10 protein-coding genes are annotated in these 13,675 nt (G+C 64.5%); 4 read left to right on the top strand and 6 right to left on the bottom strand.

Translation table 11 applies throughout. From position 1 onward, the window contains the following. Positions 1-8: 8 nt before the first annotated feature. Together ligD and C9I57_RS01560 are read left to right on the top strand one after the other, a co-directional pair. The gene (gene ligD / locus C9I57_RS01565) at positions 9-2,780 is read left to right on the top strand and encodes a DNA ligase D (protein WP_107148883.1); all 2,772 of its coding nucleotides are present in this window, start codon (positions 9-11) and stop codon (positions 2,778-2,780) included. Positions 2,781-2,903: 123 nt separating this feature from the next. Next, positions 2,904-4,700, top strand: a complete 1,797-nt coding sequence (locus tag C9I57_RS01560) for a thiamine pyrophosphate-requiring protein (protein ID WP_107148882.1) — start codon at positions 2,904-2,906, stop codon at positions 4,698-4,700. On the opposite strand, the gene C9I57_RS01555 is transcribed toward C9I57_RS01560, so the two are convergent. Beyond that, the gene (locus C9I57_RS01555) at positions 4,695-5,702 is read right to left on the bottom strand and encodes an SDR family oxidoreductase (RefSeq protein ID WP_107148881.1); all 1,008 of its coding nucleotides are present in this window, start codon (positions 5,700-5,702) and stop codon (positions 4,695-4,697) included. The two genes, C9I57_RS01560 and C9I57_RS01555, sit on opposite strands and share 6 nt — an antisense overlap. Positions 5,703-5,951: 249 nt before the next feature. On the opposite strand from C9I57_RS01555, the gene C9I57_RS01550 reads away from it, so the two are divergent. Together C9I57_RS01550 and cydB are read left to right on the top strand one after the other, a co-directional pair. Then, on the top strand, positions 5,952-7,391 hold the full coding sequence (locus C9I57_RS01550; protein WP_440130167.1) for a cytochrome ubiquinol oxidase subunit I: 1,440 nt from the start codon (positions 5,952-5,954) through the stop codon (positions 7,389-7,391). Further along, positions 7,378-8,391, top strand: coding sequence for a cytochrome d ubiquinol oxidase subunit II (gene cydB, locus C9I57_RS01545; RefSeq protein ID WP_107148880.1), 1,014 nt, complete (start codon positions 7,378-7,380; stop codon positions 8,389-8,391). Before C9I57_RS01550 ends, cydB begins: the two co-directional genes overlap by 14 nt. Positions 8,392-8,461: 70 nt before the next feature. Here cydB and C9I57_RS01540 read toward each other — a convergent pair whose 3' ends face one another. The 5 genes from C9I57_RS01540 to C9I57_RS01520 all read right to left on the bottom strand — a co-directional run bounded on the left by C9I57_RS01540 (position 8,462) and on the right by C9I57_RS01520 (position 13,660). Further along, entirely contained in the window at positions 8,462-9,049 is a 588-nt protein-coding gene (locus tag C9I57_RS01540) for a DUF3005 domain-containing protein (protein ID WP_107148879.1), read from the bottom strand. Between the two features lie 80 nt (positions 9,050-9,129). After that, on the bottom strand, positions 9,130-10,776 hold the full coding sequence (locus tag C9I57_RS01535; protein ID WP_107148878.1) for a GMC family oxidoreductase: 1,647 nt from the start codon (positions 10,774-10,776) through the stop codon (positions 9,130-9,132). Further along, the gene (locus C9I57_RS01530) at positions 10,766-11,452 is read right to left on the bottom strand and encodes a gluconate 2-dehydrogenase subunit 3 family protein (RefSeq protein WP_107148877.1); all 687 of its coding nucleotides are present in this window, start codon (positions 11,450-11,452) and stop codon (positions 10,766-10,768) included. The genes C9I57_RS01535 and C9I57_RS01530 overlap by 11 nt, the downstream gene beginning before the upstream one ends. Continuing rightward, entirely contained in the window at positions 11,449-12,465 is a 1,017-nt protein-coding gene (locus tag C9I57_RS01525; protein ID WP_107148876.1) for a hypothetical protein, read from the bottom strand. Before C9I57_RS01525 ends, C9I57_RS01530 begins: the two co-directional genes overlap by 4 nt. Before the next feature lie 16 nt (positions 12,466-12,481). After that, the gene (locus C9I57_RS01520; protein WP_258187445.1) at positions 12,482-13,660 is read right to left on the bottom strand and encodes an enolase C-terminal domain-like protein; all 1,179 of its coding nucleotides are present in this window, start codon (positions 13,658-13,660) and stop codon (positions 12,482-12,484) included. Positions 13,661-13,675 lie beyond the last annotated feature (15 nt).

The following is a 13,675-nucleotide window of genomic DNA, read 5'->3' as shown; positions in this document are numbered from 1 at the left end:
CGGCGAGGATGTCGGACAAACTCGAAACCTACCGGAAAAAGCGGCGCTTCGACGACACGCCGGAGCCATCGGGCGCGCGCTCCGCGCGGCGCGGCCGAGCGGGCTCCGCACCGAAGCATGCCGCCGGCGCGCTTTCTTACGTGATTCAGGAGCACCACGCGAGGCGCCTGCATTACGATTTTCGGCTGGAACTGGATGGCACCCTGCGATCGTGGGCCATCCCTAAGGGGCCGAGTCTCGACCCGTCGGTGAAACGGCTCGCGGTCCATGTCGAAGACCACCCCCTCGAGTACGGCTCGTTCGAAGGCGAGATACCGCAGGGCAATTACGGCGCAGGTACCGTGATCGTCTGGGATCGCGGTACATGGGAGCCTGTCGGCGGTGTGGAGCAGGCGCGCAAGGACTATGAAGCCGGCAAGCTGAAATTCTGGCTTGACGGCAACAAGCTCCACGGCGGCTGGGCGCTCGTAAGGAGCGGCATGCGAGGCGGCGGCGACAAAGAGCAATGGCTGCTGATCAAAGAGCGCGACGAAGAAGCGCGTGGCGAGGCGGAATTCGACGTCGTTGCCGAGCGCCCCGGCAGCGTTTTGGGGCAGCCGCGTCCGCGCGCGGCGCATGACGGAAAGGCCGTGACGACCCGCGCAGCGAGAGGCGCTTCCGGGCGGCTTGCGGTGCCCGCCAAAGCACCCCATGCGGGCGAGGCGAGCAGCTCACGCCCCGACATCGTCGCGACGCGCAGCACTGAGTCGCTCCGCGAGCTCGCGGAGAATCCGGCGATCGAAGGCGCCGTCGAGGCGCCGTTGCCGTCCGAGTTGAAGCCCCAGCTTGCCACGCTGGTCGATTCGCCGCCCCATGGCGACGATTGGACGTACGAGATCAAGTTCGACGGCTACCGGATGCTTGCGCGCATCGATCGGCGCGACAAGAAAAAGCCAGTGCGGATCTTCACGCGCAACGGACTCGACTGGACGTCGAAATTCGGTAAGCAGTCCGAAGCGCTGGCCGCCGTCGGTGTCGATACGGCGTGGATCGATGGGGAGGCCACCGTCCTCGACGAGCGCGGCGTGCCGAATTTTCAGGCGTTGCAGAATGCGTTCGATGCGAGAAAACCTCAGGAGATCTCGTTCTTTCTTTTCGACCTGCCCTATCTAAACGGTTATGACTTGCGCAACGTTCCGCTCGTGCAGCGGCGCGCGCTGCTGCGCGCGTTGATGGAGAGCGTCGAGAGCGATACCGTGCGCTTCTCCGAAGACTTCGCGCTCGACGCCGGCGACATGCTGCAGAGCGCATGCGACATGGGACTCGAAGGCATCATCGGCAAGCAGCGCGACAGTCACTATGTGTCGAGGCGCAGCGGCAGTTGGGTGAAGCTGCGCTGCCGCCGTCGGCAAGAGTTCGTCATCGGCGGATATAGCGAGCCGTCGGGAAGCCGTTCCGGCTTCGGTGCGTTGCTGCTCGGCGTCTACGACAAACAGGGAAACCTGAGATATGCCGGGCGCGTCGGCACCGGGTTCGACACATCCACGCTTGGCGCGGTAAAGAAGGAGCTCGATGCCCGGGAGGTGAAGAAAATGCCGTTCGCCGAAGTACCGCGTGAGCGCAGCCGAACCCGCGTTCATTGGGTGCGGCCCGAACTCGTGGCCGAGTGCAATTTCTCGGAATGGACGAGCGAGGGCGTCGTGCGCCAAGCCTCGTTCATCAGTTTGCGCAGCGACAAGCCCGCGCATGAGATCGTGCATGAAAGCCCGCGCAAAGGGGACGAGATGAACGGACAAGCGAACGGTCAAGCCGCGAACGATCAGGCGTCGTCGGCGCCGTCGGGCCGCAAGTCTGCGTCGACTCGCCGCAAGGAAGAGGGCGGTGGCGCGCGCAAAAAGGCCGCAGCCGAAGAAACGATTGCCGGCGTGCGGATCTCGCATCCCGATCGAGTCATGGACAAATCGACGGACTTTCGCAAGATCGACCTCGTCCACTACTTCGAATCGGTTGCGCAATGGATCCTTCCGCATTTGAAGGACCGCCCGCTCGCGTTGGTGCGCGCGCCCGAGGGCATCGAAGGCGAGCTGTTCTTCCAGAAGCACACGAGCCGGCTCGAAATTCCGTTCGTCACGCAGCACGAAGGACTCGATCCGGGACATCCGCCGCTCTTGACGATCGACAACGTGCAAGCGCTGATCGGCGTGGCGCAGATGGGGACCGTCGAGCTTCATACCTGGAATGGCGTGGCGTCGAATCTCGAGAAGCCCGACCGAATCGTCTTCGACCTCGACCCCGATCCCGCGCTCGGTTGGGACCGCATGATCGAGGCGGCGTTGCTGACGCGATCGCTGCTCGAGGAACTCGGTCTTCGGTCGTGGTGCAAGACGAGCGGCGGTAAAGGGTTTCACGTCGTCGTGCCGATCGCCAAACAGGCCGGCTGGGATGAAGTGAAGGCCTTCGCGCAAGCCGCGGCGCAGCATATGGCATCGACGCTGCCCGATCGGTTCAGCGCGAAGATGGGCGCGCAGAACCGGCGTCGCCGGATCTTCATCGACTATCTGCGCAACAACCGCGGCTCGAGCACCGTCGTCGCTTATTCGCCGCGCGCAAGGGCCGGAATGGGGGTCTCCGTGCCGCTCGGCTGGGACGAGGTAGAGCAAACGACGGGTGGCGCGCAATGGAACGTCGCGAACGTCCATGAGCGGCTAGACGCGCTAAAGGAAGATCCGTGGAAAGACTATGCGCGCGTCAGGCAGCGCATTACGCGCGAGATGAGGGACAGGCTGGGAATGGAATCGTAGCCTTGGGCTGCCGGCTCTGACGCAGGGGCCGACGGACCGCGGCGGCGCTCGCGCGTTTCGCGGTTCAGGCTCGCTCCTTGCACGCCTCGCATTGCTAGGGCTCATCGCAATGTGGAGGCACAGATGGCGCAAACGGTAGGCGATTTCATCGTTGAAAGACTGCATCAATGGGGCGTGCGCAGGATGTACGGCTACCCCGGGGACGGCATCAACGGGTTGTTCGGCGCGCTCAATCGAGCCGAAGGAAAGATCGAGTTCATTCAGGCCCGCCACGAAGAAATGGCGGCGTTCATGGCAAGCGCCCATGCGAAGTTCACGGGCGAGCTCGGCGTATGTATCGCCACCTCGGGACCGGGCGCGGCTCACCTCGTCACCGGGCTCTACGATGCCCGGCTCGACCATATGCCGGTTCTCGCCATCTGCGGACAGCAGGCACGCGCCGGGCTCGGAGCGCACTATCAGCAGGAGATCGATATCGCCGCGATGCTGAAGGATGTCGCGGGCTCGTACGTGCAGCAGGCCAGCGTGCCCGCGCAAGTGCGGCATATGGTGGACCGGGCGGTGCGAATCGCGCTCGGCGAACGCCGCGTCACCGCCATCGTGCTGCCGAACGATTTGCAGGAGCTCGAATTTTCGCCGCCGCCGCGCAAGCACGGCACGGCGCATTCTGGGGTGGGCTACGCGCGTCCGCGTGTCGTGCCGCAGCCCGCCGAGCTCGCACGCGCCGCCGATGTGCTCAACGCCGGTAGTCGCGTCGCCATGCTCGTCGGCGCCGGCGCGTTGCACGCGACCGACGAGGTCATCGCGGTTGCCGAGAAGCTCGGCGCCGGCGTCGCGAAGGCGCTGCTCGGCAAGGCCGCGGTTCCCGACGAGTACCCTTGGGTGACGGGATCCATCGGCTTGCTCGGCACGAAGCCGAGCTGGGAACTCATGACGAGCTGCGACACGTTCTTCATGATCGGCTCCGGCTTCCCTTACTCCGAATTCCTGCCGAAGGAAGGCGAAGCGCGTGGCGTACAGATCGACATCGACCCTGGCATGCTGAGCCTGCGCTATCCGATGGAGGTGAATCTCGTCGGAGACACGGCGGAAACGCTGCGTGCGTTGCTGCCGCTGCTCGATCAGAAGACCGACGATAGCTGGCGCAAGCGAATAGGCGGCTGGACCGACGAATGGTGGAAGACGCTCGACAAGCGCGCGCACCAGGCGGCGAAGGTCGGCGTCAATCCACAACTGCCGTTTACGACGCTCTCTCCGCGCTTGCCGCATGACGTGATTCTGACGAGCGATTCCGGTTCGTGCGCGAACTGGTATGCGCGCGACCTCAAGGTGCAGCGCGGCATGATGTGCTCGCTTTCAGGCGGGCTCGCGTCGATGGGCGCGGCGGTGCCGTACGCGATCGCCGCGAAATTTGCTCATCAGGGCCGGCCCGTCGTTGCGATGGTCGGTGACGGGGCCATGCAGATGAACAACATGGCCGAGCTCATCACTGTGGCCAAATACTGGAAGCGCTGGGCCGATCCGCGTTGGATCTGCATGGTGCTCAACAACGAAGACCTCAATCAGGTGACGTGGGAGCAACGCGTGATGGAGGGTGATCCGAAGTTCGAGGCTTCTCAGGAAATTCCGAACGTGCCGTTTCACCGCTTCGCCGAGTTGATCGGCTTGAAAGGCATCTACGTCGATAGCGCTCAGCGAATCGAGTCGGCTTGGGACGAGGCGTTGGCCGCGCGCCAGCCGGTGGTGCTCGAAGTGAAGACCGATCCCGAGGTTCCGCCGCTGCCGCCTCACGTTACGCTGCAGCAGGCGCGTCACTTTGCTCGGACGCTCATGCATGGCGACCCGCAAGAGCGCCACATCATCGCCGACACGGCCAAGCAAGTAATGGCTTCCGTGCTGCCGGGCAAGAAGGAGTCATAACCGGCGCGTCGCCCAACGCCTCGCCATGAGTGCGACGAGTGCGAGGCCGAGCGCCGTTCCGATCGCGCCGCGATGCATGTCGAGTTGCAGCGACGCGCACGTCTCTTTCGCCTCGGCGTCGAAGCGACCACGTATGCGGTGTGCGCCGTGGACCGGCTGCCACAGATCGACGGGCCGCCCGGGGGCGGGCGGCGCGTCGCGCTCCTGCGCGGCGTAAGCCTTTCGCGCGAGATAGCGGTCGATGAGACCGGGGGCAAGCTTCGTCGCGAGGATGGCCTTGATCGAAGAAAGCCCGACGAACATTTCGCGGCGCCGGTGCAGCGCGGCCCAGACGATCGCGCGCGCCGCGACCTCGGGCTGATAGACGGGCGCGACGGGCCGCGGCGCGCCCGGCGTGCGACATAGGGCCCAGTCGAACTGCGGCGTGTTCAACGCAGGCATCTGCACCATCGTCACGTGTATACCGCTTTTCTCATGCTCCAATTCACATCGCAGCGCATCGGTAAAGCCGCGAATGGCGAACTTGGCGCCGCAGTAAGCCGATTGTAGGGGGATGGCTCGATAGGCGAGCGCCGAACCGACCTGGACGATGACCCCGCGATTGCGCGGGGTCATCCGCTTGAGGGCCGCCATCGTCCCCCAGACGTAGCCGAGATAGGTCACGTCCGTTACACGCTCGAACTCGGCCGGCGCGATGCGTGCGACTGGCGAGAATACGGTTACCATGGCGTTGTTGACCCAGACGTCGATCGGGCCGAGCGACGCTTCGACTTGCTCGGCCGCTGCATCCACGGCATCGGCCTGGCTGACGTCGATTGCAATCGGCAGCGCCTTCACTCCCAGTGCGCGTGCAGCCTGGGCGGTGTCCTCGAGCGCGTGCGCGTCGCGAGCGATCAGCGCCACATCGGCGCCCTCGCGTGCGAAGGCGAGCGCCGCGGCACGGCCGACGCCGGCGCTCGCGCCGGTCACGACGACGACTTTCGGCAAGGGGGAGTGCGGCATGGCAAGTCTCCTTGAAGTCGAACTTCTCCGCGACGGATGCGGCAAACCTGCGGCGTCCGCGTCTTTTTGCATCCGTCTTCGCCTTCTCTTGCATGACGCATGCCGCGCATGCCTTCGATCGACGAAGTCGTGCGCGCGGCGCGTAGCCGCCGTTTCATTGCCGGAGGTGATGCGCGCGCACAAGCGGCATTCGCTTTGCTGCAACCCGCCGAGTGCTTTCCCTTTCGTTGTTACAACGGTCCCATTGTCATGAGCGCACTTGTCCTTTCCCGCCTGCAGTTCGCCTGGGTCATCGCGCTTCATATCCTTTTGCCCGCATTCACCGTCGGCCTTTCGTGCTATATCGCGACGCTCGAAGTGCTGTGGTGGGCGACCGGACGCGATGTCTACCGCCGGCTTTCGGTCTTCTGGCTTCGCATCTTTGCCGTGTCGTTCGGCATGGGCGTGGTATCGGGAATCGTCATGCCGTTTCAGTTCGGAACGAACTGGAGTCGCTTCTCGGCTGCGGCTTCGAGTGCCATCGGCGCGCAGATGACTTACGAGGTGCTGACGGCGTTTTTTCTCGAATCCGCGTTCCTCGGCGTCTTGTTGTTCGGCCGCAAGCTCGTGCCACAGTGGGCACATGCGTTCTCGGCAATCTTCGTCGCGCTCGGCACGCTCATGTCCTCGTTCTGGATTCTGGCCGTCAATAGCTGGATGCAAACGCCACGCGGCTTTCACATGGTCGACGGCAAGTTCGTTCCCGACAGCATGCTCGCCGTGATCTTCACGCCGTCGTTCCCTTACCGGCTCGCTCATACCGTGACTGCGTTTCTCGTGACGACGGCCTTCGTCATATTGGGCACGGGCGCGCACTATCTGCTCAAGCGGCGTGCTGCGGAAGAAAGTCGCGTCATGGTCAACATGGCGCTCTTTTTCCTGACTGTGATGGTTCCGTTGCAAATCGCGTTAGGCGATGCGCACGGCCTCAACACGCTCAAGTATCAACCGGTGAAAATCGCCGCAATGGAAGGCCTATGGGACACGGGCCGGCGCATACCGGCGAATCTATTCTCGATTCCGGACGACGAAGAAGAGACGAACCACTTCGAAATCTCCATTCCCGTGCTTGGCAGCATCTATCTGACGCACGATCCGAACGGGCTCGTGCACGGCTTGAAGGACTGGCCGCGCGAGGACCGGCCTGTCGTGCCGATCGTCTTCTTCGCCTTTCATATCATGGTGCTGATAGCGATATTGATGCTCGTCGTGGTGGTGTGGGGCCTGGCGCTCTGGCGCGGACGAAGGCTCTACGAGAATCGGACGTGGCTCGCGCTCGCGCGCATTGCCATGCCGATCGGATTCATCGCGGTGATCGCCGGGTGGACGACCACCGAGGCCGGCCGTCAACCCTGGACGGTTTATGGATTGATGCGAACGGCCGATTCGGTGACGCCTTCGCTCACGACCGGCGATGTCGCGTTATCGCTTGCGCTTTATGTCATCTGCTACATCGTGATTTTCGGCTCCGGGCTCGTCTTGATGAAGCGGCTGGTCCATATCGGCCCGACCGTACCCGAGGAGCCGCCCGCAATCAAGCCCGAAAAGCGCGCGGCCAGGCCGCTGTCGGCCGTGGGGCGCTCCTCCAATTCGACGCGGAACGAAGCCGCGTCCGTTCCTGGCACGGGAGGCGACGATGCATCCGCTTGATCTCGTACCGCTTTGGGCGGCCATTCTCGGTTTCGGCGTGCTGATGTATATCCTGCTCGACGGGTTCGATCTCGGGGTGGGAATTCTGTTCTTGCTGCGCAAGTCCGAGGCGGATCGCGACCTCATGATCGAATCCGTTTCTCCCGTCTGGGATTTCAACGAGACTTGGCTCGTGCTGGGCGGCACGGCGCTGCTCGCCGCGTTCCCGGGCGCGTTCGCGATCGTCGTGCCGGCCGTCTACTTTCCGGTACTCATCATGTTGCTCGGCCTCGTCTTTCGCGGCGTGGCGTTCGAGTTTCGCGGGGTGCCCGAAGCGAACAAGGCGCTATGGAACGTCGCCTTCTGCATCGGTTCGCTGATTGCCACCTTTGCGCAAGGCGTGGTGCTCGGTATGTTCGTCGAGGGATTTCCGCAATCGAACGGTCAATACATTGGGACGAGTTGGAGCTGGATCAGGCCGTTTCCGATTTTCACGGGCTTAGGGCTCATCGCCGGCTACACCCTCCAAGGGGCCACCTGGCTCATCATGAAGACCGAGCACGATTTGCAGCAGTGGGCGCGGCACGTCGCGCAGCGCGTCATGGTGCTCGTTTTCATCTTCATCGCGGCGGTGAGCCTCTGGACGCCGCTGATGAGCGCGCGCATCGAAGCGCGTTGGTTCAGCTGGCCCAACATCGCGTTCTTCTCGCCGGTGCCGATCGTGACGGCGGCGCTCGCCGCGCTGCTCGTCTGGGGCGCGCGCGGCAAGCGCGAAGTGCTGCCTTTCGTCTGTTCGGTGGGACTTTTCTTCGTTTCGTTCACGGGGCTCGTGATCAGCCTTTGGCCCTATATTGCGCCGCCCTCGATGACGCTATGGGACGCGGCATCGTCCACTGTCACGCACGAGTTTCTCATGATCGGCACGGCGTTCGTGTTGCCTATCCTCATCATGTATGTGGTCTGGTCGTACTGGGTGTTTCGAGGAAAGGCGCGCGGCCATACCGGGTATGGGCACGAATGACGGTTGAACTATGACGGGATCGGTGGTGAAAGGCTGGGACTGATACTTCGCCGTCTGCCTCTCGCGCTGACTATTTTTTCTCGTCGCCTTCGCCTTCACCGTCGCCCACGCGCTCGAGCGAAAACACTTGCTCGCCGCGCACGCCGTTGACGCTATCGATGTCGACTACGCCACGCCGCTCGATGCGCCACCCTTCGCGCGTCGAGATCACGGGCATCGTGCCGCCGGCGCGTGTATCGAGCGTGACGAGACCTTCGTCCGGGATCGGCACGTAGTTCTCGGTCGTCGCGTTCGAGTAGACGATGTTGTCCTGCCACTGCGATTCCTCACGCCGGGCCTCGAGGCCCTTGCCGTCGGTATCCACGGTGTTGCCGGACGCTGCCATGCCCTTATTGTCCACGGAGGCGATCCGCGCATTGGCGCGTTCGACCGGGTCGCCGCTGTCATCCCCCGACGTTCCGTGTTCGATCGGCGGTAACGGCGCCGGATTCTTCGCGGCGACAGACTGGGGCGACGTGGAAACTTTCGTTTTCCCGAATTCGCGCGCCTGCGTCTTCGCATCGGGCGTCTCGGTGCCGGCCGCCGGCGTCTTGGCGGGGCTCTTCGCCGCTATGTCGTTTTGTTGAGCTTGGGTCGGGTTTTGCTCTGCGTTTTGCACGATGGTTCCCCCAACAATCGAATTGTGCTGCTTTGATTTGCCGCAACGCGCATGCCAGGGACAGTCCTATCATCAGGGCTTTACAACTCGCCACGTGCCCGCATCGCTGCGATACGGTCCGCCGTTCGGCAGGCGATTGCCTGAATGGTCAACGAAGGGTTGACCCCGCCCACGGTAGGGAACACCGAGCCATCGCAAATCCAGAGGTTGGGAATATCCCAGCTTCGGCAATCGGCGTTGACGACGCTAGTGCGTGGATCGTCGCCCATGCGTGCCGTGCCGTTCAGATGGCAGGTGTCGTCGGTTTGAAGCCATATTTCGCGGGCCCCCGCGGCCGCCAGCGCTTTGCTCATGAAGTCGAGCGCGTGATCGATGAGCCGCTTGTCGTTGTCGCAGAACGAATGCGTCACGCGCGCGATCGGAAGGCCGAGCGAATCCTTTTCCTCCGCGAGCGTGACTCGATTCGTCTCCCGCGGCATCGTTTCGCCGACCATCTTCAGTCCTGCCTGATGGTTGTACTTCGCCATCTCATCATGGAGCGGCTGCCCCCAAAGGCCACGCCCGTTTTGCACGGCAACCCAGGCGTTCGGCAACGGGCCCTGGCTCATATAGCAATAGCCACCGAAGAAGTCCTTGCCTTCGTCGGTATAGTTCCAGTGTTCGGTCATCGCGAGCGAAGGCGGTCCCTTGTACCAGCGCACCTCTTCGCTCATGATTCCCCACGCCGCCTGGTTGGCCTGCACCATCAGGTTCTTGCCCACGAGGCCTGACGAGCGGTTCGCGAGTCCTTCGGGAAAGCGCGACGTCGCCGACATCAGCAAGAGGCGCGGCGTTTCGATCGCGTAGCCGGCAACGACGACATGGCGAGCGCGCTGAAATTGCCAGCGACCCTCGCGGAAATATTCGATTCCCGTGCATCGATCATTCGAATCGACATCGATGCGGCCTACCATCGCAAGGTCGCGGATTTCCGCTCCGGCCCGGAGCGCACGCGGTATCCATGTAACGAGCGCGCTTTGCTTCGCATTCGTCGAACAGCCGGCCACGCAGAATCCGCGATAAACACACGGATGGGCGCGGCCGCGTGGAGCGGAGAGCGTCGCGAGCGGCGTCGGGCACCAGCGGATGCCGAGCGCTTCGGCGCCGCGCGCAAGCACGAGTGCCGCTTCGTTGAGCTCGTGGGCGCGGTAGGGGTAGCGGGGCCTCGCGGGTCCCCAAGGATAGCGCACGGGGCCGGATATCTTCAGCGCATCCTCGACGTAGGTGTAATAGCGCCACATTTCGCGCCAATCGACGGGCCAGTCGGCGCCATAGCCGAGCATGCTGCGCGACTTGAACCATTCGGGGCGAAAGCGCAGCGAGACCATCGCGAAGTGCACCATGCTGCCGCCCACCGCGCGGCCGCTGTTGTTGCTGCCGAGCTTCAGCGGCCAGTCGCCGTCGCAAATGCGTTCATCGGTCCAGTAGAGCTTCGCTTGATGCGTCTCGTCCGACGCGAATTCCTCGAGCGGGCGCCACCATGCGCCGGCATCGAAAGCGACGACCGAAAACCCTTGCTCGGCGAGCCGGCAAGCAAGCGTGCCGCCGCCTGCGCCCGTGCCGACGATCGCGAAATCGACAGTCTCGTCGCAAGGGTACTCGCGCATCGGCACCCAGCCGCCGATCGTGAAGACATCGGGAGCGCGGCCATTCTTGCCGCGCGGCGTATGCATCGCGTCATCGAGCACGGGCGTTCCCCTTTGCGGCTTGTGCCTCCCGGCCAGGACGCGCTTCGACGGCTTCCCAAGGGTCGCGTCGATTGGCCTGCATGCGGACATAGCCGCGCGGATTGGCCGGGCCGCCGAAGCCGATCTCGCTCCACGCGTGAGGATGCGAGTAGTAGGCGGAGCCGATGTCGTGCAGCAGTCGAAGACTGAAAAAAACGTCGCACGGCATGTCCCGCCATGACGGATGATCGAGCTCGCCGCGTTGCATGCGGGAAAGCAGATCGCGTTGGGCGTCTTCGCTCAGATCCGCGAAAGCCGCGTGATGACGTGCGCGGCTTTCCTCATCGATCGCGGCGAGACCGGTTCGCCAGGCTTCTCGCAACGGCGGCAGGCGCGCGTCGCGGTAGCCGTCGCGGGCATCGTCGGCGAGCTTCGTATCGACGAGTCCTGCCACCGGTACGCGCGGCGGCGCGAAGCGTCTCTGTTCGGCGTCGACAGACTCATCGAGCGATTGCGGCACGATGACGGCCGCGAGTGCGCAAAGCGCGCGCCATTCGGTGTCGGTGCAAAAGCGCGGCGCATTCGGCTGCGCGAGACGTTTCTCGATGACGGCGCGCGTGGCATCGTCCCACGAGGGCGTATCGCGCTTAGCCAGCACGTCGTAGCCCGGATAGCGCGACCGAGCGGGTTCGTTCATGGTTGGCGGCCTCCCCGTTCATGCAACTCCGTTTCGCGCAATCGCAATGCCGCGAGCCCGGCCGTGGCGAGTGCGGTGAAGCTCGGCGGCGCGGGAAGCGGCGGCCCGTTCAGCACGTTCTGCGACCAGTTGCGCCAGCCGCCTTGTTGCCGAGCGACACCGCGTGTGTGGAACGCGACGCCAATTGCGCCGAGCGCGGCCGTGACGCGCAGCCATAGACGTGTCCACCAGCGCTCGCGCGGTCTGCCGAGCGCCGCGCGCACGAGCAACGCGGCCGCGACCGGCGGCACGGCGACGGGCGCATACATGGCGCGGTGCTGAAATGCGCCGCGGAAATGCAGGAGGCCCACTTCGCCGACGGTGCCGATTAGTCCCGCCGCCGTCAGCAGTGCGAGCGCTTTGCCGGCCGGCATCCCGAAGAGGCACGGATCGTCGGCGGGCTCGTCGCGCAGCCTCTCGCCGACCGCGCCGAGCGTGCCCGATAAGAACAGTGCCATCGGCGCGCCGAGCGGCGCCCCGTAAAAAAGGTTGTGCCAGCTCCAACCCCCGGGCCGTTTCAGCACGTTGTAGAGGTGAAAGCCCGTGCCGGCGATGCCCACGCCGGCGGCGGCCATGTAGACCGCGCGGCGCACGCTGTGGGTGCTCTCGAGGCGGTCGGCGCCGCCGTGGATGCCCGCGATCAGTGACAGTGCACCCGCTGCAAGCGGCACGTACATGCCCGGATTCATATACGAGCCGCGGTAGTGCTCGATGGCGGAATCGGTGAGAGCCGACCACGCGAGCAGCGCCGAGCTGCGGTTGAAAACGCGCGCCGCCGCGATATGCGTGGCGATTTCCGCTGAAGGGCGCGCTCGAGCGTGCTCGATGATTGCCGGCACGGCCGCTTTGCATCCGCGCCGCGAGAGGGCTGCGCGGCGCGCCGGTCTCGTGAATGCTCTGGCGGCGGCGATTCCGCCAGCGATGCCCGCTGCAATGCCCAGCCCCGTGAGCAGTCCGTCGTATGATCGGCTCATCGTGACGTCCGCGCGCTCATATCGCGTAGCGCTCGGCGTCTCGGCGCTTGAGCTCGAGACCGCAGCCGGGACGTGAGAGGTCGGGCACGATCGCGCCGTCCCGCGGACGCGGCGCGCCGTCGAACAGCATCGACTCGATGCGAACGTGGTCGTGGAACCATTCCTGGTGGCGCAGGCGCGGCGCCGCCGCGGCAACGTGCAGATGCAACGCCGGCGCGCAATGCGCGGAAAGCGGAATGTGCCAGGCATCGCAAAGGTCAGCCGCTTGCAGAAAACCCGTCACGCCGCCGCAGCGAGTCAGATCCGCCTGCATGACGTCGACCGCTTCGGCTTCGAGCATGTGGCGAAAATCATCGGCCGTATAACCATATTCGCCGGCCGCGATGTCCATCGACGCAGGCGCGGCGCACCGCACTGCATTGAGTCCGGCGAGGTCGTCGGATGAGACAGGTTCTTCGAACCAGGAAACGCCGTGCTGCGCGAAACGCTCGGCACAGTCGAGTGCTTGCTTGACGGTGAGCGCGCCATTTGCATCGACGAAGAGCTCGCGCTCGCCGATGGCGTCGCGCGCCGCTTTCACGCGCTGCGGATCGCGCGCGGGATCGCTGCCGACTTTCATCTTCACCGCCCGGCAGCCGTCGTTGTCGACCCAACGCACGAATTGCTCACGCAGTTGTGCATCGGTATAGCTCGTGAAGCCGCCGCTCCCATAGATTGGCACGCACTCGCGCGCCCTGCCGCCGAGCAGGCGCACGAGTGGAACTTCGAGCAGCCGTGCGTTGAGGTCCCAGAGCGCACAGTCGATGGCCGAGATGGCGGTCGCCGCGAGCCCCGAGCGGCCAAGGTTGCGCACGCGCCGCCAGAGCCTCAGTGAAAGCGCGCGGATGCGCCGCGCGTCCGCATGCAGGAGCTCAGGAGCGAGCGTATCGCGGATGAGGCTCGCCGCGCTGGCATCGGTATAGGTGTAGCCGAGCCCGGTGCAGCCGCCCGCCTCGATTTCGACGACGATCATCGTCGTCGCTTTCCATTCGAACGTGCCATCCGCTTCGGGCAGGTCGGTCGGAATTTTATAGGCCCGCGCGCGCACCGCGGCGATCGGCGTGGTATCGATCGAGGCGTGAGCGTCGTCGGAGGCGTCTTTAATCGGCGTGGCGCCGGGTGCTGCGTTGGCCGGTAAATCCTGATGTGCGTTCATCGTCGTTCGGCGAAG

This window comes from Trinickia symbiotica, from assembly GCF_003028655.1.
In the GTDB taxonomy this organism is placed as follows: Bacteria; Pseudomonadota; Gammaproteobacteria; order Burkholderiales; family Burkholderiaceae; genus Trinickia; species Trinickia symbiotica_A.
The sequence above is the reverse complement of the archived record's forward strand: the minus strand, read 5'-3'. Positions and strand labels throughout refer to the sequence as shown.

Coding starts and splice junctions, on each gene's coding strand:
- ligD (WP_107148883.1), top strand. CDS start 9: ATGTCGGACAAACTCGAAACCTACCGGAAAAAGCGGCGCTTCGACGAC.
- C9I57_RS01560 (WP_107148882.1), top strand. CDS start 2,904: ATGGCGCAAACGGTAGGCGATTTCATCGTTGAAAGACTGCATCAATGG.
- C9I57_RS01555 (WP_107148881.1), bottom strand. CDS start 5,702: ATGCCGCACTCCCCCTTGCCGAAAGTCGTCGTCGTGACCGGCGCGAGC.
- C9I57_RS01550 (WP_440130167.1), top strand. CDS start 5,952: ATGAGCGCACTTGTCCTTTCCCGCCTGCAGTTCGCCTGGGTCATCGCG.
- cydB (WP_107148880.1), top strand. CDS start 7,378: ATGCATCCGCTTGATCTCGTACCGCTTTGGGCGGCCATTCTCGGTTTC.
- C9I57_RS01530 (WP_107148877.1), bottom strand. CDS start 11,452: ATGAACGAACCCGCTCGGTCGCGCTATCCGGGCTACGACGTGCTGGCT.
- C9I57_RS01525 (WP_107148876.1), bottom strand. CDS start 12,465: ATGAGCCGATCATACGACGGACTGCTCACGGGGCTGGGCATTGCAGCG.
- C9I57_RS01520 (WP_258187445.1), bottom strand. CDS start 13,660: ATGAACGCACATCAGGATTTACCGGCCAACGCAGCACCCGGCGCCACG.